Source organism: Nocardia sp. NPDC051030 (assembly GCF_040683015.1).
Classification (GTDB): domain Bacteria; phylum Actinomycetota; class Actinomycetes; order Mycobacteriales; family Mycobacteriaceae; genus Nocardia.
Window position 1 is genome coordinate 39,203 of sequence record NZ_JBFBCD010000003.1, and the last position, 13,695, is coordinate 52,897.

Genomic DNA, 13,695 nt, shown 5'->3' on the forward strand with positions numbered 1-13,695 from the left:
GTCACAGGATCGGTCGTCCACCGGTCACGGCCACGCGGGCTCCGGTGATATAGCTGGCTTCGTCGCTGGCGAGCAGGACGTACGCGGGTGCGAGTTCGGCGGGTTGACCCGCACGTCCCAGGGGCGTGTCCTCACCGAAGGAGGTGACCTTCTCGGTTGGCATGGTCGTCGGGATCAGCGGAGTCCAGATAGGGCCCGGGGCAACGCTGTTCACGCGAATCCCACGCGGGCCCAGTAGCTGAGCGAGACTGGCGGAAAGATTGGCAATGGCGGCCTTGGTCGCGGCATAGGGAGCCAGGGTCGGTGAGGGCATGTCGGAGTTGACCGAGGAGCTACCGATGATGGAACCGCCCGCGCTCATGTGCGGCAGCGCGGCTTTCACCAATGTGAAGTACGCGCCGACATTCAGCTTGAAGGTGTAGTCGAATTCCTCGTCGGAGATCTCATCCAGATCGGTGTGGGTCATTTGATAGGCGGCATTGCTGACCAGAACATCTATGCGGCCGAATTCCTCGACCGCGGTGTCGATCAGGGCATAGCAGCGCACCGGGTCGGAGAGATCGCCCGGAACGAGCACCGCCGTGCGCCCCGCGTCCTCCACCAGTTTCTGAACCTCGGCGGCATCCTCGTGTTCATTGAGGTAGGCCAGAACCACATCGGCGCCTTCACGGGCGAAGGCGATAGCAACCGCACGCCCGATACCGCTGTCCGCGCCGGTGATCACCGCGACCTTGCCGGTAAGCCTGCCGCAGCCTTCGTAACTGTCCTCGCCGCAATCGGGCACCGGATCCATCAATCGCTGTGAACCGGGCGGGGTTTGAGGTTGGTCGGCAAATCCCATGATTGTCCTCCTTTTCGATTGCTCTACCAGCGATACCAGCGCCCTCGAGTGCCCGCTGAATCGGCACTACGGAAGACGAAGCCAAGGATCCAGATCACCAGCACGACGATCGCGACCCACCACAGCACTTTCACGACGAATCCCAGCCCTGCGAAGAGGAGAGCCAGCAGCAGGACGAGCAGCAATACAGCCATATCAATCCACCTCCTTTTTCGCGGCTTACCCGTATCTGCGGATCTATAACGGGCCGGTCCCACCGGAGCCCCACGCACGGCCAGCTGCTTGCGCGGCACAATTAGCTCGCCATTCTCGAACCCCGTAGGTCGATTGCTGTCGGATTGCTGTAGCCGGATCCCGGCTGGCGCGCACTCAGCGGGTTGACTTCTGATCTGATGAGGCCGGTTCCGTGCTGGATTTGGTGTGATGGCGGTTACATCGGTACTGTCGGCTCGCTCGAGTGGGTGGCCGGGTCCGGGCTGATGAGGGGTGCGGGAATGCGTTGTGCGATAACGGGAGTGACCGGCTTTCTGGGTGTCCATCTACTTCGGGAACTGCTCGGCGGTGAGGGGGAGTTCGTCCTGCTGTCGCGCCGGGATCCGGAGGCGACCCTGGTCGCATTGACTGAATCACTCACCGCGATCGACACACCCGCCGGGTTGGTGGCACAGCTGCGCGAGCGGTGTTCGGTGGTTCGTATCGACTTGACGGCTGCGCGGTTCGGGTTGAGCGACAAGCACTTTCAGCGACTCGCTGACACCGTCGACACGGTGTGGCACTTGGCGGCCTCGACGGAGTTGGCCTCCGATCTCGAGGATATGCGCGCGGTCAATGTCGGCGGCACCGCGCGAGTGCTGGAATTCGTCGCGGCAAGCCGACGGTGCCGGGACCTGTTCCATGTCAGCACCGCGTTCGTGGCCGGGCGCCGGGGGTTACACGGCAGGGTCTTCGAGGACGAACTCGACGACAGCGCCGGGTTCGAAACCACCTATGAGCATTCGAAATACGAGGCCGAAATGCTCGTGCGCGACTTCGCGCGAACCTCTGGCAGGCGGGTGGCGGTGATGCGCCCGAGCATCCTGATCACCGACCGCACCCCACACCCGGCGATCCCCGTGCACACGCTGCTGCAATTGAACAACAGCACCGAGGCCGGTAAGCGGCTGCGCGGGTTGTCGGGCAGGCGATCTCGCGCGGGCTTGCCGCCACTGCGGATGGTGGGTGATCGGACCGGGCATCTGAACTTCATGCCCGTCGAGGCCGCCGCGGCCACCATGGTGCGGCTGCGTGCCACCGCCCCGCCCGGGCTGTCCACCTACAACGTGGTCCATCATCACGATGTCCCCGTACCGGTGGTGCTGGAGCTGCTGCAGCACCTGTCACCGCTGCCGCTGACCCTCGTACCCGAACCGCCGTCGGACCCGAATCTGTACGAGCGCAGCGTAATACGCAGTCCCGCCCGCGTGGTCATTCCCTACCTGGTGCACCGCCGCATCTTCGACGACACTCACACCCGCCGGCTGATCGGCCCGCCGACCAGCGCCACCACAGTCGACCTGAACTACATGCTCGCCGGCATCGGATATCGCGGCGAGACCGAGCCCGCCGACCATCCGACCGGCGCGGTTCCCATGCGCGTCCGCGCAACCCCTGCACCGCAACCGATTTCGACCCCCGCACTGACATGCACCGGCACGGGGGTGCGCGGGCTGGCCTTCGTTGTCACCACCGGCCGCGCCGGATCCACCGCCGTGTCCCGCATTCTGCGAGCGCATCCGGATGTATTGAGCCTCAACGAATTCTTCCTGTCGGTGCGAACCTCGACCACGCCCGACACCGTCCTGGCCGCCGAGAAATTCTGGCAGCTGCTGGCCGACCCGCACCCGCTGTTCGACCCGATGATCCGCGGCGGCTCCGGCATACCCGAGCTGCTCTACCCCGCACTGGCCGGCACCCGCTACGACGCGCACACCACCGGCATCCCCGCGATCAGCCTGATGACCCTGCCCCATCTGTCCGGCACCCCCGACCTTGTCTTCGACGAACTCGCGGCCGAAATCTCGCGATGGCCGGATCAGTGTGCCGCACAACATTTCCGATCCCTGTTCGCCTGGCTGGCCGCGCGTTTCGGCGGATCCGTGGTGATCGAACGCTCCGGTATGTCGCTGGGATGGGTCACCTGGCTGCGGGAGAGCTTCCCTGATGCGCGGTTCGTCCACCTCTACCGCAACGGCCCCGATACCGCGCTGTCGATGAGCCGCCAAACCGGATTCCGCATGATGGCCCTCATTCAGGACGGCCTCGACCTCCTCGACCCGGATACCGCCAACCGCTACTGGCAATTCGATCCCGCCGCCATCCCCGCCGAAACCGCCGAGCTGCTGGCCGACCGAATCGACCGCGACTATCTCGCCGATCTCGATCTGCCCCTGGCCAGGTTCGGCCGAATGTGGTCACAACTCATCCACACCGGGACCGCCGCCCTGGCTGACCTGCCGCCCGATCGACACCTGCCCCTGGCCTTCGAACACCTCCTCACCAACCCCCACACAGAACTGACCCGATTGGCCGAATTCCTCGATATCGACCCCGACCCCACCTGGCTCGCCCACAGTTCCGCCACCCTCGACCGCAGTCGCATCGGCACAGCCCGCACCCTCCCACCCGCCGAACACCGCGCATTGATCGAATCATGTTCGCCCGGAACGCAACTTCTGCCCCGATAGCTCAAATCAGGGCTTTCCCGAGCGAGGGTGATCCTTCGTCTGTCAGCGGGATTCGCATCCGGTTCCGGGTTAGGCGATTCGGACGCCTCTGGGTAGGTTGCGGGCGGGCACGGTCAGGCGGCGGGCGGCGATGGTTGTGCCGATTGTTCCGAGGGCGAGGTTGGCTAGGAGGCCTAGGTACCAGCTGTTTCCTAGTTGGGAGTCGCGGTGCTCTCGCGTACGGGGGTAGTCGGAGTCGGAGTCGTCGCGCGGGGGTTCGTTGCATGTTGAGTTTGTGGGGTAGGTAGGGCCGGAGCGGGCTTCGGAGAGTAGGCGTGCGATTTCGGTTGAGATCGTGGGGGAATGGGGTTGGGGGTTGGGGGTGGGTTGCGCGGTGAGTCGGGTTGCCATCATCAGGTCCTGTCCGCGTCGAGGGAGATGTAGGCGTCTTCGAGTCCCGATGTCACCCTGGAGAATTCGGCGATGCGGGCGCCCCCGGCAATGATCTCGGCCAGATGCTCGGCCGCGCGTTCCTCATCGGGGAAGGACAGGGTCGGCGAGCTGCTCACCGGTTGGCCGACCTCGCGGACCCGCCACAGCATCCCCTGCTCGGCCACGGGCTCACGGGTCCGCCCGCCGGTGTTCTCAATTGGTTGCGCAGGTCGATTCGCGACCGGGGGTCCATGCCGGATGCGGGCTCATCGAGCAGCAGCACGCGAGGGTGATGGACCAGCGCCCGGGCGAACCCGAGGCGTTGCTTCTGACCGCGGGAGAGCTCCTGGGCCGGACGGTCGGCGAACTCCGCCAGATGCACCAACTCGAGCAACGATAGTTGCATCCTCGGAAAACCGGCGCGAGCCGATGATGTCGAAGATCAGCCGTCGGCTCCGACCTTTGATATGAAGGCGAATTCCGCGCCGGTACTCAGGTCGAAAGGACCCGCACATGAAGTACATGATTCTGATCTACGGCAACACCCTCAACTGGGGGCATCCGATGTTCCTGCGGACCCCCGAGGCACTGGCCGCGTCGCCGGAGCAGCGCAAGGAGTGGGAACGGCAGTTCGTGGAACTGATCACCGAGATCGATGAGTCCGGTGAGATGGTGGGCACGGAAGCGTTGGCCGATCCGGTGAACACGAAGACCGTGCGGGTGCGCAATGGAATGCCGGCGACCACGGATGGCCCGTATGGCGAGTCGAAAGAGCAGCTCGCGGGGTATTTCATCGTCGATTGCGAGAGTCTCGAACGAGTGGAGGAGATCGCTTCGCGATTCCCGGACGCGCTCTTCGGTGCCATAGAGATCCGCCCGGTCATGGACAAGTGCGGCTTGGAGCCGTGACTACCGCCGGTGACGTGGAGACCCTGCTGCGCCCCTTGGCGCCGCGGGTCCTCGCCGCGCTGCTCCGGCGGCACGGCAGCCTCGAGGCCTGTGAGGACGCGGTGCAGGAGGCGATGCTGGCGGCGGCGAGACAATGGCCGGAACAGGGTGCGCCCGACAGCCCGGAGCGCTGGTTGATCGCGGTGGCCGACCGCCGGATGACCGACCACCTGCGCAGTGAGCTCGCGAGCAAGCGGCGCGAGGAGAAGGTCGCCGCGCAGGCCCTCCCGGAGGAACTGCTGTCTCCCGCCGCGGACCAGGAACCGGTCGGCGAGGACGACACCCTGATGCTGCTGATGCTGTGCTGCCACCCGAGCCTGACCCCGGCCTCACAGATCGCGATCACCCTGCGTGCCGTCGGCGGACTGACGACGGCCGAGATCGCCCGGGCCTTCCTGGTGCCGGAAAAGACGATGGCCCAACGCATCAGCCGCGCCAAGCAGAGCATCAAAGCCGCGGGCGGCCAGTTCCATATGCCGCCCGTCGCCGAGCAGGCGGACCGGCTCCGCGTCGTCCTGCACGTGCTGTACCTGATCTTCAACGAGGGCTACAAGGCCACCGGCGGCCCCGATCTGACGCGCGGTGACCTGACGCGCGAGGCGATCCGGCTCACCCGCACCATCGGGCGAGTGCTGCCCGAGGATGGCGAGATCACCGGACTCCTCGCGCTCATGCTGCTGACCGATGCGCGCCGCCCCGCGCGCACCCGCCCCGACGGCGGACTGGTGCCGCTGGCGGAGCAGGACCGCAGCCTCTGGAATCGGGAACTCATCGACGAGGGCGTCGCCCTGATCAGTCGAGCGCTGGCGACGAGTCGACTCGGCCCCTATCAGGTGCAAGCGGCCATCGCCGCGGTCCATGCCGAAGCGGCCCGGGCCGAGGACACCGATTGGCGGCAGATCGTCGCGCTGTATGAGCTGGCCGAACAGCTCGATCCCAATCCCATTGTCACGCTCAATCATGCTGTCGCGGTGGGCATGTCGGAGGGGCCGCGGGCCGGGCTCGCCATGCTCGTTGCGCTGCAGGAAGACCCGCGAATGGCCTTGAACCACAACCTGTTTGCCGTCCGAGCACACCTGTTGGAAATGGCGGGCGATACCTCGGCGGCCCGTGACAGCTACGACACGGCGGCTCGTCTCACGACCAGCCTCCCCGAACAGCAATACCTGCAGGACCGTGCACTGCGGCTTCGACCATGAACACCAGCTATTCGGAGGAAACAATGAACCCCGTCACCACGCACACGCTCGAGGCACCCGGCGCCCGCCTGCACTACGAGCTGCGCGGATCCGGACCCCTCATCGCCTTGGTCGGCGCACCGATGGCCGCCCCCGCGTTCGCGCCGCTCGCCGAGCTGCTCGCGAGCGACCACACGGTGCTCACCACCGACCCTCGCGGCCATTACAACAGCACCCTGGAAGATCCTGAACAGGACTCGACGCCGGAGATTCGCGCCGACGATCTGGCCCGGCTCATCACCCACCTCGACGCGGGCCCCGCCGTGGTGCTCGGATCCAGCGGAGGCGCGATCACCGTGCTGGCGTTCGCGCAGGCGCACCCCGAACTCGTCACCGCGGTGATCGCCCACGAACCCCCGGTGACCGAGCTGCTCGACGACCGGAGCGCGCTGCATGCGGGAAACGAGGACATCATCGCCACTCACCTAGGCGGCGATCAGCTCGGCGCGTGGCGAAAGTTCCTCGCCCAAGCCGATATTGCGATGCCGGAGCCGGTCATCGAGATGGTGTTCGGCAATGACCGCGACCCGCGCCAGCTCGCGAGCGAGAGCTACTGGTTCGCGCACGAGCTGCGCGGCACCGCCTTGTTCCGGCCCGATATCGAGAAGTTGCGGTCGGTGCGCATTGTCGTGGGCATCGGCGAGGGCTCCACCGGACAGATCTGCGACCGCACCTCACGCGCACTCGCCACCGCCCTCGAGGTCGACCCCGTGCTGTTCCCCGGCGATCACACCGGGTTCGTCTCGGAGCCGGTGGCTTTCGAGGAGCGCCTGCGCAAGGTCTTGCAGACGCTCTGACCGCATCTCGATGATCCGGACGGCCCCTCGGCGCCGTCCGGGTCGACGCCCGTCGCGACATCTCGAGGTGCAGCATGGAAACACCGAATATCGCTCGTACAACACAATGTTGGGTGCTCGCCCTGGGAGCGGTCGCATCGATAATGGCCGCGCTGGACACCTTGGTCGTATCGACGGCCCTCGCCACCATCCGCCGCGAACTCGACGCCTCGATCGACGCACTCGAATGGACCGTCAACGCCTATAACCTCAGCTTCGCGGTCTTGCTCATGACCGCCTCCGCACTCGGCGATCGATTCGGCCGAAGGCGCATGTTCGGACTCGGTTTGGCGGTATTCACGGCGGGGTCGGCACTGTGCGCGCTGTCGCCCTCGGTCGCCGTGCTGATCGTCGCCCGCGCCGTGCAGGGCGTCGGCGCGGCCCTGATGATGAGTCTGGCGCTGGCGCTGGTCAGCGCGGCATTCCCGGCCGAACGACGCGGGGTCGCGATGGGCATCGTGCAAGGCCTGACCGGAATCGCCACCGCCTGCGGCCCGCTGGTCGGCGGCGCGGTGGCGGAGGGGCTCGCCTGGCAATGGATCTTCTGGGTGAACGTGCCGATCGGGTTGATCGCGATTCCCTTGGCACTCACCAGGATTCCGGAGAGTTTCGGCTCCGATGACGCCCTCGACCTATTCGGTCTCGTCCTCGTGACCGGTGGCGCGCTGGGTGTCGTGTGGGCGCTGATGCGAGGCAATCCCGTGGGCTGGGCCAGCGGCCAGGTCGTGCTGAGCGCCCTCGCCGGAGTCGCCCTGATCGGGGTATTCACGGTGTGGGAGAGGCGGATCGAACAGCCGATGCTACCGATGACGCTCTTCGCCTCGCGTGGCTTCTCGGCAGGCAATGCGGCGATTTTCCTGACCTTCGCCACGCTGTTCAGCGCCGTCTTCTTCTACGCCCAGCTGCTGCAAACCGTCCTGCACTACGGCCCACTCGGCGCTGGATTACGGCTGCTGCCATGGACTCTCATGTTGTTCTTCTGCGCGCCGATCGCGGGTGCCCTGGCCGACCGCATCGGTGCGCGGCCGATCATGGTGGGCGGATTGTGTCTGATGGCGGCCGGTATGTTCTGGACCGGTTCGATCGCGGATCCCGCAATGTCCTACAGCGCGTTGGTGATCCCGTTCATCCTCTCCGGAGTCGGCACGTCGATTACCGTCCCGGCCGCCCAGTCGGCCGTCGTCAGCGCCGTCCGCCACGAAGCACTGGGCAAGGCCGCCGGTGCCAACAGCATGATGCGCGAACTCGGTGGCGTATTCGGAATCGCGGTGGTGGTAGCGGTATTCGCCTCCCACGGCAGCTACGACTCGGCAGCCGAGTTCGCCACGGGATTCCGCCCCGCCATGACCGTCGGTGCGAGCCTGGCATTCCTCGGCGCACTCGTCGCGATCACCCTGCCCGGTCGGCGCACCGCCTCCGAGAACAGCCCCTCACCCGCAGAACAGATAACGCCGGTATGACCGAAGGTCGGTCTGCGGGGCGCCGACGCCCGCCCCCTCTGCATTGCTCTTGCCACGGTGCCCACCCAGGAGCAGTGTGAGTGTCACCGGTGGCGTCGCCGGGGCGCTGCCCTGAGCACCGAGGAGGCGGATCGTGTTCGCACGCTCTACCACTATTCATGCGCGACTGGCCGCAATAGATGCCGGGATCGCGCACGTTCGCGATGAGGTCCTTCCCACGGTGGAAGACATCCCCGGGTGTATCGGGCTCTCGCTGCTGGTCGACCGGCAGTCGGGTCGCTGCATCCTCACGACCGCGTGGGAATCCGAGGAGGCGATGCGCGACAGCGCGGACCGGGTTCGCCCGATGCGCGAGCACGCGGCCGAGTTGTTCGGCGGCAGCGCCCAGGTCGAGGAATGGGATATCGCGGTCCTGCATCGCGATCACCACACGGCACCGGGCGCCTGCGCACGCGCGGTGTGGTTCAAGACCGATCCGGGGCGGCTCGATGCCGCGATCGAGGGTTACAAGTCCCAGTCACTGCCCGGAATGGAAGCCCTGGAGGGCTTCTGCAGCGCGAGCCTGCTGGTCGACCGGGAATCCGGCTACGGCGTCTCGTGCAGCACCTTTGACAGTGCCGAGGCAATGGCCCGCAACCGCGCACAGGCCCTCGCCCTACGCGACCAGACCGCCCGCCAAATCGGTGTCGAGGTCATCGACGTCTGTGAATTCGAATTGGCGCTCGCGCACCTGCGAGTACCCGAATCGGTGTGAATCGAGGCTGTCCACTCTGAGAAGAGCCGCAGGTCAGTGACCTGCGGCTCATCGCTGAGCGAGTATTGCCGCTACAGTCGCGAGTGACCGGCGGCGACCCGCCGATCAGATCGGACCTTGCGACCACCTACAGCTTCAGGAGGTTTTCCATGGTCAACATCCTGCTCGTACACGGCGCGATCGCCGATGGCTCGTCCTGGTCGGCCGTCATCCCCACCCTTCAGGACGCCGGACATCATGTGGTGGCCGCACAGCAGCCGCTGTCTTCGATTCCCGACGATGTCACGAAAGTCCGTCAGGCACTGGACATCCTGGAGGGCCCCACCGTCGTGGTGGGCCACTCGTTCGGCGGCTGCGTCATCACCAATGCCGCGCACGGTGCGAAGAATGTGAAATCACTCGTCTATGTCGCGGCCTTCGCCCCCGATGAGGGTGAAACGGTGGCACAGCTCGGCACCCAGTTCCCCCCGCCGCCCTCGGCGTCGCACTTCGCGCTGGATCCGCAGGGACGCGTCACCCTGCCGCAGGACAAGTTCGTCGAATACTTCGCCCCCGACGTGGACCCGGTCCAAGCCCGCATCATGGCGGCCGTCCAAGGCCCCAGCGACGCCGCCCGCTTCGAGTTCATCTCCGGCCCGCCCGCCTGGCGTGAATTCCCCACCTGGTACGTCGTCGCCGGAAACGACCAGATCATCAGCCCCCAGCTCGAGGAGCTGCTCGCCGACCGCATGGGTGCCAAGACCACCAAGGTCGAGGGCTCGAGCCACTCCGTCATGGTCTCGCACCCCGATATCGTCGCCGACATCATCCTGGAGGCCGCGGCCTGAACCGCGCGCTGACAATCCGCACGATCGGCGCTGGGCGGAAATTCGATTTCGTCAATCGTCTCGCTTCCGTCCAGCGCCGATCGGGTGCGCCAAATGTGTTTGCAGTTGGGGTTTCATTTGCTGTTTGCATTCGTCGCTGTCGACGACTTGCTGTGCCTTCGTTCGGACGTGGTGTGCCAGAAAAGGATTCGGGCGAGTAAAGTTCCACTGTCGAGATGACACTTTGAGCGCGGTTCGAAGATGAAATATCTACGGGCCGTTGTCCATTCCGCCGTCCGCCGTCGAAGGGGCGGGCCGGATTCAGCTGTATGCACATGGAGGCGAGACCAGAGCATGACGGCGCCCGAAGAGGAGCGGCAGATCACCGAGCTCGTGGCCCGGTTGACCGCTCGATTCCCCCACCTTGCCCCGCGGGTGGTCAGCGAGGAAGTGCGCGGAATCCACCGTGAGTTCGAGGATCACCGGGTGCGGGAGTTCATCCCCTTGCTGGTGGAGCGGATCGCCGAACGGCAGCTGAGCAAGCGAGTGTCCTACCGTCCCTCGACAGTCTGCGACCCGCTACGAAAGCGGGACCAGCCGCCGTCTCCGGCCTATCTCTGATCCAGAGATCGCGGACGGGTGCTCAGGCGCGTGAGCGGCGTAGGGCGCGGCGCTCGTCGGCTCGGGGGTCGGCGACCTCGTGGGAGGCGGGGGAATCGAAGATTTGGACTATTCGGGTGGTGGGGTCGAAGGGGGACCAGCCGGGGTCACCGTGGGTTGCGAAGCGGGTCCATGCTCGGTGGATCTCGTCGGCCAGGGGCTGGGGTGAGTTGGGGCCGGTCAGGGTGTGGGCGGCGGCGAGCTGGTCGAAGACGAAGGGGACCTCCATGACGTGGGAGGCGCCGAGGTTCTCGATGCTCGAGCGCCATGCGAATTCGTAGACGTAGGCCGGGTTTCCGGCCGCGGCGGTGGATTCCGCGATGCGCATGGCGTCGTCGCGGAAGACGAGGTCGGTGATGATCGCGGAGAACACGTCGGCGGCGGACGCGTTCGGTCGGTTGGCGGTATAGCGCTCGGCGACAGCGGGATCGAGGCCGTAACGTGGCAGGACGAGGGGGAGAGTCTGGTCGGTGATGCCCGCGGCGGCACCACTCGGATAGGTGAAGAACCGGAATTCCTCGGCGGTCCAGCCGACTATGAGGGGAACGGTTCGATCCGCTTGGGCGGTAAGGATATCCACCGGACGATCCGGGATCAGCTCACCGTCCACGACCGGGAGGTAGCTCATGATGCCGAGCCCGTTGGTGATGATCGAGGCACCCCATCGGGCCGGATCCGGATCGGTGATCAGGGCGAGTGCGACCGAATCCTGTGCTCTGCGTAGCTCATCCGGTCCGCATGCGCCGAACTCCGCGGCATTCGGCGCGATTCCGAGTGCGGTAGCCAGATTCTCCGCAACCTTGAGAGCGTCGTCCGCCGTGGCGACCGCGGATCCATTGGCGCTCTGCGCGATCGCACGCCGGAACAGCCCGCGCGCCAGGGGAGAAGCGATCAGGTCGATGACGCTCATGCCGCCCGCCGATTCTCCGAATATGGTGACATTGCCGGGATCACCGCCGAAGGCCACGACGTTCTCCTGCACCCACTGCAGTGCGAAGATCTGGTCGCGCAGACCGCGATTGAGCGGTGCGCCCGGCACCGCGGCGAATCCGGAGATGCCGAGGCGGTAGTTGATCGACACCACCACGACACCGTCGCGCGCGAAGGCGCTGCCGTCATAGATCTTCCGCGCGTTCGAGCCGCGAACGAATGCGCCGCCGTGAATCCAGACCAGCACCGGAAGCCCGGATCCTCCGGCATCGGGTGTCCACACATTGACATTCAGGTACTCGTCGCCGGGAATGCCGTCGCTGCCGATGAGCGAGTGGATCGGCGGCGGATACGGTGACTGCACACAGGTCGGCCCGAGCTCGACCGCGTCGCGCACCCCGGCCCAGTCCGCCACCGGCTTGGGGACTTCGAACCGCGCGGGGCCGACAGGTGCTGCGGCATAGGGTATCCCGAGGAACCTGCTGATGCCGCCGTCGGTCAGGCCTCGAACCTTGCCGCCGGTCACAGACACGATCGTTTCCATACGGACTCCTTCGTCGTACCCATCACTCTCGCACGGACGCCGCGGACGGAGGCGGCATTGGATATCGCCCAGCGAGCGGCGATCTGTGTGGTGACGAGGTTTCGCTCTTGATTCCCGGGTAATGCGGCAGCAGTGGGACCGGAGTGAGGGTGGAAGTCATGGGTGAGCAGGCGGATTCGCGGGACAGCGATTGGGTGGGGCAGCCGCGGCCCGGTGATGAGCCCGAGCCCATGAAGGCGGCGGAGGTCGATGCCGCTGAGCTCGCCAGTGCGCGATATCCACTCGGTCGGCCGGGGCGTCCGTTCGATCGGCGTTCGCCGTTCATGACCGGGTTGAGTGCTGCGGCGGGTGTGCTTGTCGTGTTGGCGGTGGTGCGCGTCGTGCTCGCCGCCCGTGAGGCATTGCTGCTCGTGGTGGCGGCGATGTTCCTGGCGATCGGTATCGAACCCGCGGTCTCGTGGCTGGTGCGGCATGGGTTTCGGCGCGGGCTGGCGGTGGCGGTGGTGTATGTCTTCGTGCTGGCCGGTCTCGCCGGATTCCTGGCCGCGGCGATCACGCCGCTGATCGCTCAGGGGCAGGGGCTGATCGAGCATGCGCCGGATAGCCTGCGCCATCTGGAGGAGAAGTACCCGGTGGTGCGGTCGGCGGCCGCGCGCTTCGAACTCGATGAGAAGCTCCGCCACGGATTGGACGGCGATCTGGGCGGGCTTTCCCGCGGTGTCGTCGGTGCGGGGCGAATCGTGTTCGGCGCCCTGACGAGCACGGTCATCGTCGCGGTGCTGACAGCGTATTTCTCGGCGAATCTGCCCAGCCTGCGCACGAATCTCTATCGTTTGTTCCCGCATTCGCGCCGTCCGCGCGCAATCCTCATCGGGGACGCCATTTTCGCGAAAGTCGGCGGGTATGTTCTCGGAAACCTATTGATCTCGTTCATCACCGGCGGTCTGACCTTCGTCTGGCTGGCGGTGTTCGATGTGCCGTTTCCGCTCGTACTGGCGGTGCTCGTGGCGGTTCTCGATCTGATCCCCATGATCGGCTCCACTCTCGCCGGACTGGTGATCGCGATTGTCGCTTTGACGGTCTCGCTACCGGTGTGCGTGGCCACGGTCGGCTTCTTCATCGTTCTCCGGCTGCTCGAGGACTATCTCCTCGCGCCCCGGATCATGGGCCGCACCGTGCAGGTCCCCGCCGTCGTGACCGTTGTCGCGGTCCTGATCGGCGGGGCTCTGCTCGGCGTTCTCGGTGCCCTGCTGGCCATTCCGCTGGCCGCGGCGATCCTGCTCTTGGTGCAGGAAATCCTCTACCCGCGGCTGGACGAGCCGGATCAGTAATAGTGCTGGATCAGTAATAGTGACTACGTCCCCCGATCGGCCGCCCGGTAGCGCCGAGCAGCATCAGTACCGCACCCGCGATGAGGACGATGACGCCCACGGTGGTGAGGATGGGGATTCCGAACAAAATGCCTGCGATGAGCAGGATCAGGCCGAGCACGATCATGACTGTTTCCTTATCGGATAGTTGAATATCGCACTCTCGCAATGCCC

General features: G+C 65.9%; 15 protein-coding genes. 9 read left to right on the plus strand and 6 right to left on the minus strand.

From position 1 onward, the window contains the following. Window position 1 precedes the first annotated feature (1 nt). Both AB0N05_RS09230 and AB0N05_RS09235 read right to left on the minus strand, forming a co-directional pair. Window positions 2-841, minus strand: a complete 840-nt coding sequence (locus AB0N05_RS09230; protein ID WP_364689790.1) for a glucose 1-dehydrogenase — start codon at window positions 839-841, stop codon at window positions 2-4. Window positions 842-864: 23 nt separating this feature from the next. After that, a complete protein-coding gene (locus tag AB0N05_RS09235) occupies window positions 865-1,035 on the minus strand; it encodes a hypothetical protein (protein ID WP_364689792.1) in 171 nt (56 codons plus the stop codon). A 321-nt stretch (window positions 1,036-1,356) separates the two neighbouring features. Between AB0N05_RS09235 and AB0N05_RS09240 the strand changes: the two genes are divergently transcribed. Beyond that, window positions 1,357-3,564, plus strand: a complete 2,208-nt coding sequence (locus AB0N05_RS09240) for an SDR family oxidoreductase (RefSeq protein WP_364689794.1) — start codon at window positions 1,357-1,359, stop codon at window positions 3,562-3,564. A gap of 392 nt (window positions 3,565-3,956) precedes the next feature. Here the strand turns inward: AB0N05_RS09240 and AB0N05_RS09245 are convergent, their stop codons facing one another. Beyond that, window positions 3,957-4,160 (minus strand): hypothetical protein, encoded by a 204-nt coding sequence (locus tag AB0N05_RS09245; protein WP_364692359.1) that lies wholly within the window; start codon window positions 4,158-4,160, stop codon window positions 3,957-3,959. After that, a complete protein-coding gene (locus AB0N05_RS09250; RefSeq protein ID WP_364689797.1) occupies window positions 4,109-4,381 on the minus strand; it encodes an ATP-binding cassette domain-containing protein in 273 nt (90 codons plus the stop codon). Before AB0N05_RS09250 ends, AB0N05_RS09245 begins: the two co-directional genes overlap by 52 nt. A 107-nt stretch (window positions 4,382-4,488) precedes the next feature. On the opposite strand from AB0N05_RS09250, the gene AB0N05_RS09255 reads away from it, so the two are divergent. The 7 genes from AB0N05_RS09255 (at window position 4,489) to AB0N05_RS09285 (ending at window position 10,638) form a co-directional block, all read left to right on the plus strand. Beyond that, window positions 4,489-4,884, plus strand: coding sequence for a YciI family protein (locus AB0N05_RS09255; protein ID WP_364689800.1), 396 nt, complete (start codon window positions 4,489-4,491; stop codon window positions 4,882-4,884). Window positions 4,885-4,898: 14 nt separating this feature from the next. Further along, a complete protein-coding gene (locus AB0N05_RS09260) occupies window positions 4,899-6,122 on the plus strand; it encodes a sigma-70 family RNA polymerase sigma factor (protein WP_364689803.1) in 1,224 nt (407 codons plus the stop codon). Window positions 6,123-6,145: 23 nt separating this feature from the next. Further along, a complete protein-coding gene (locus AB0N05_RS09265) occupies window positions 6,146-6,958 on the plus strand; it encodes an alpha/beta hydrolase (RefSeq protein WP_364689806.1) in 813 nt (270 codons plus the stop codon). A 113-nt stretch (window positions 6,959-7,071) separates the two neighbouring features. Next, window positions 7,072-8,457, plus strand: coding sequence for an MFS transporter (locus AB0N05_RS09270; protein ID WP_364689809.1), 1,386 nt, complete (start codon window positions 7,072-7,074; stop codon window positions 8,455-8,457). Window positions 8,458-8,590: 133 nt separating this feature from the next. Continuing rightward, a complete protein-coding gene (locus AB0N05_RS09275; RefSeq protein ID WP_364689812.1) occupies window positions 8,591-9,211 on the plus strand; it encodes an antibiotic biosynthesis monooxygenase in 621 nt (206 codons plus the stop codon). 149 nt (window positions 9,212-9,360) lie between these two features. Further along, entirely contained in the window at window positions 9,361-10,038 is a 678-nt protein-coding gene (locus AB0N05_RS09280) for an alpha/beta hydrolase (protein ID WP_364689815.1), read from the plus strand. Window positions 10,039-10,371: 333 nt separating this feature from the next. Beyond that, window positions 10,372-10,638: a three-helix bundle dimerization domain-containing protein gene (locus AB0N05_RS09285; RefSeq protein ID WP_364689818.1), complete on the plus strand. Its 267-nt coding sequence runs from the start codon at window positions 10,372-10,374 to the stop codon at window positions 10,636-10,638. Window positions 10,639-10,660: 22 nt separating this feature from the next. Here the strand turns inward: AB0N05_RS09285 and AB0N05_RS09290 are convergent, their stop codons facing one another. Beyond that, window positions 10,661-12,151 carry a carboxylesterase family protein gene (locus AB0N05_RS09290; protein WP_364689821.1) on the minus strand — a complete coding sequence of 497 codons (1,491 nt, stop codon included), beginning with the start codon at window positions 12,149-12,151 and terminating at the stop codon, window positions 10,661-10,663. 158 nt (window positions 12,152-12,309) lie between these two features. On the opposite strand from AB0N05_RS09290, the gene AB0N05_RS09295 reads away from it, so the two are divergent. Beyond that, window positions 12,310-13,482, plus strand: coding sequence for an AI-2E family transporter (locus AB0N05_RS09295; RefSeq protein WP_364689824.1), 1,173 nt, complete (start codon window positions 12,310-12,312; stop codon window positions 13,480-13,482). 10 nt (window positions 13,483-13,492) lie between these two features. On the opposite strand, the gene AB0N05_RS09300 is transcribed toward AB0N05_RS09295, so the two are convergent. After that, the gene (locus AB0N05_RS09300) at window positions 13,493-13,648 is read right to left on the minus strand and encodes a DUF6131 family protein (protein ID WP_364689827.1); all 156 of its coding nucleotides are present in this window, start codon (window positions 13,646-13,648) and stop codon (window positions 13,493-13,495) included. Window positions 13,649-13,695: the final 47 nt, after the last annotated feature.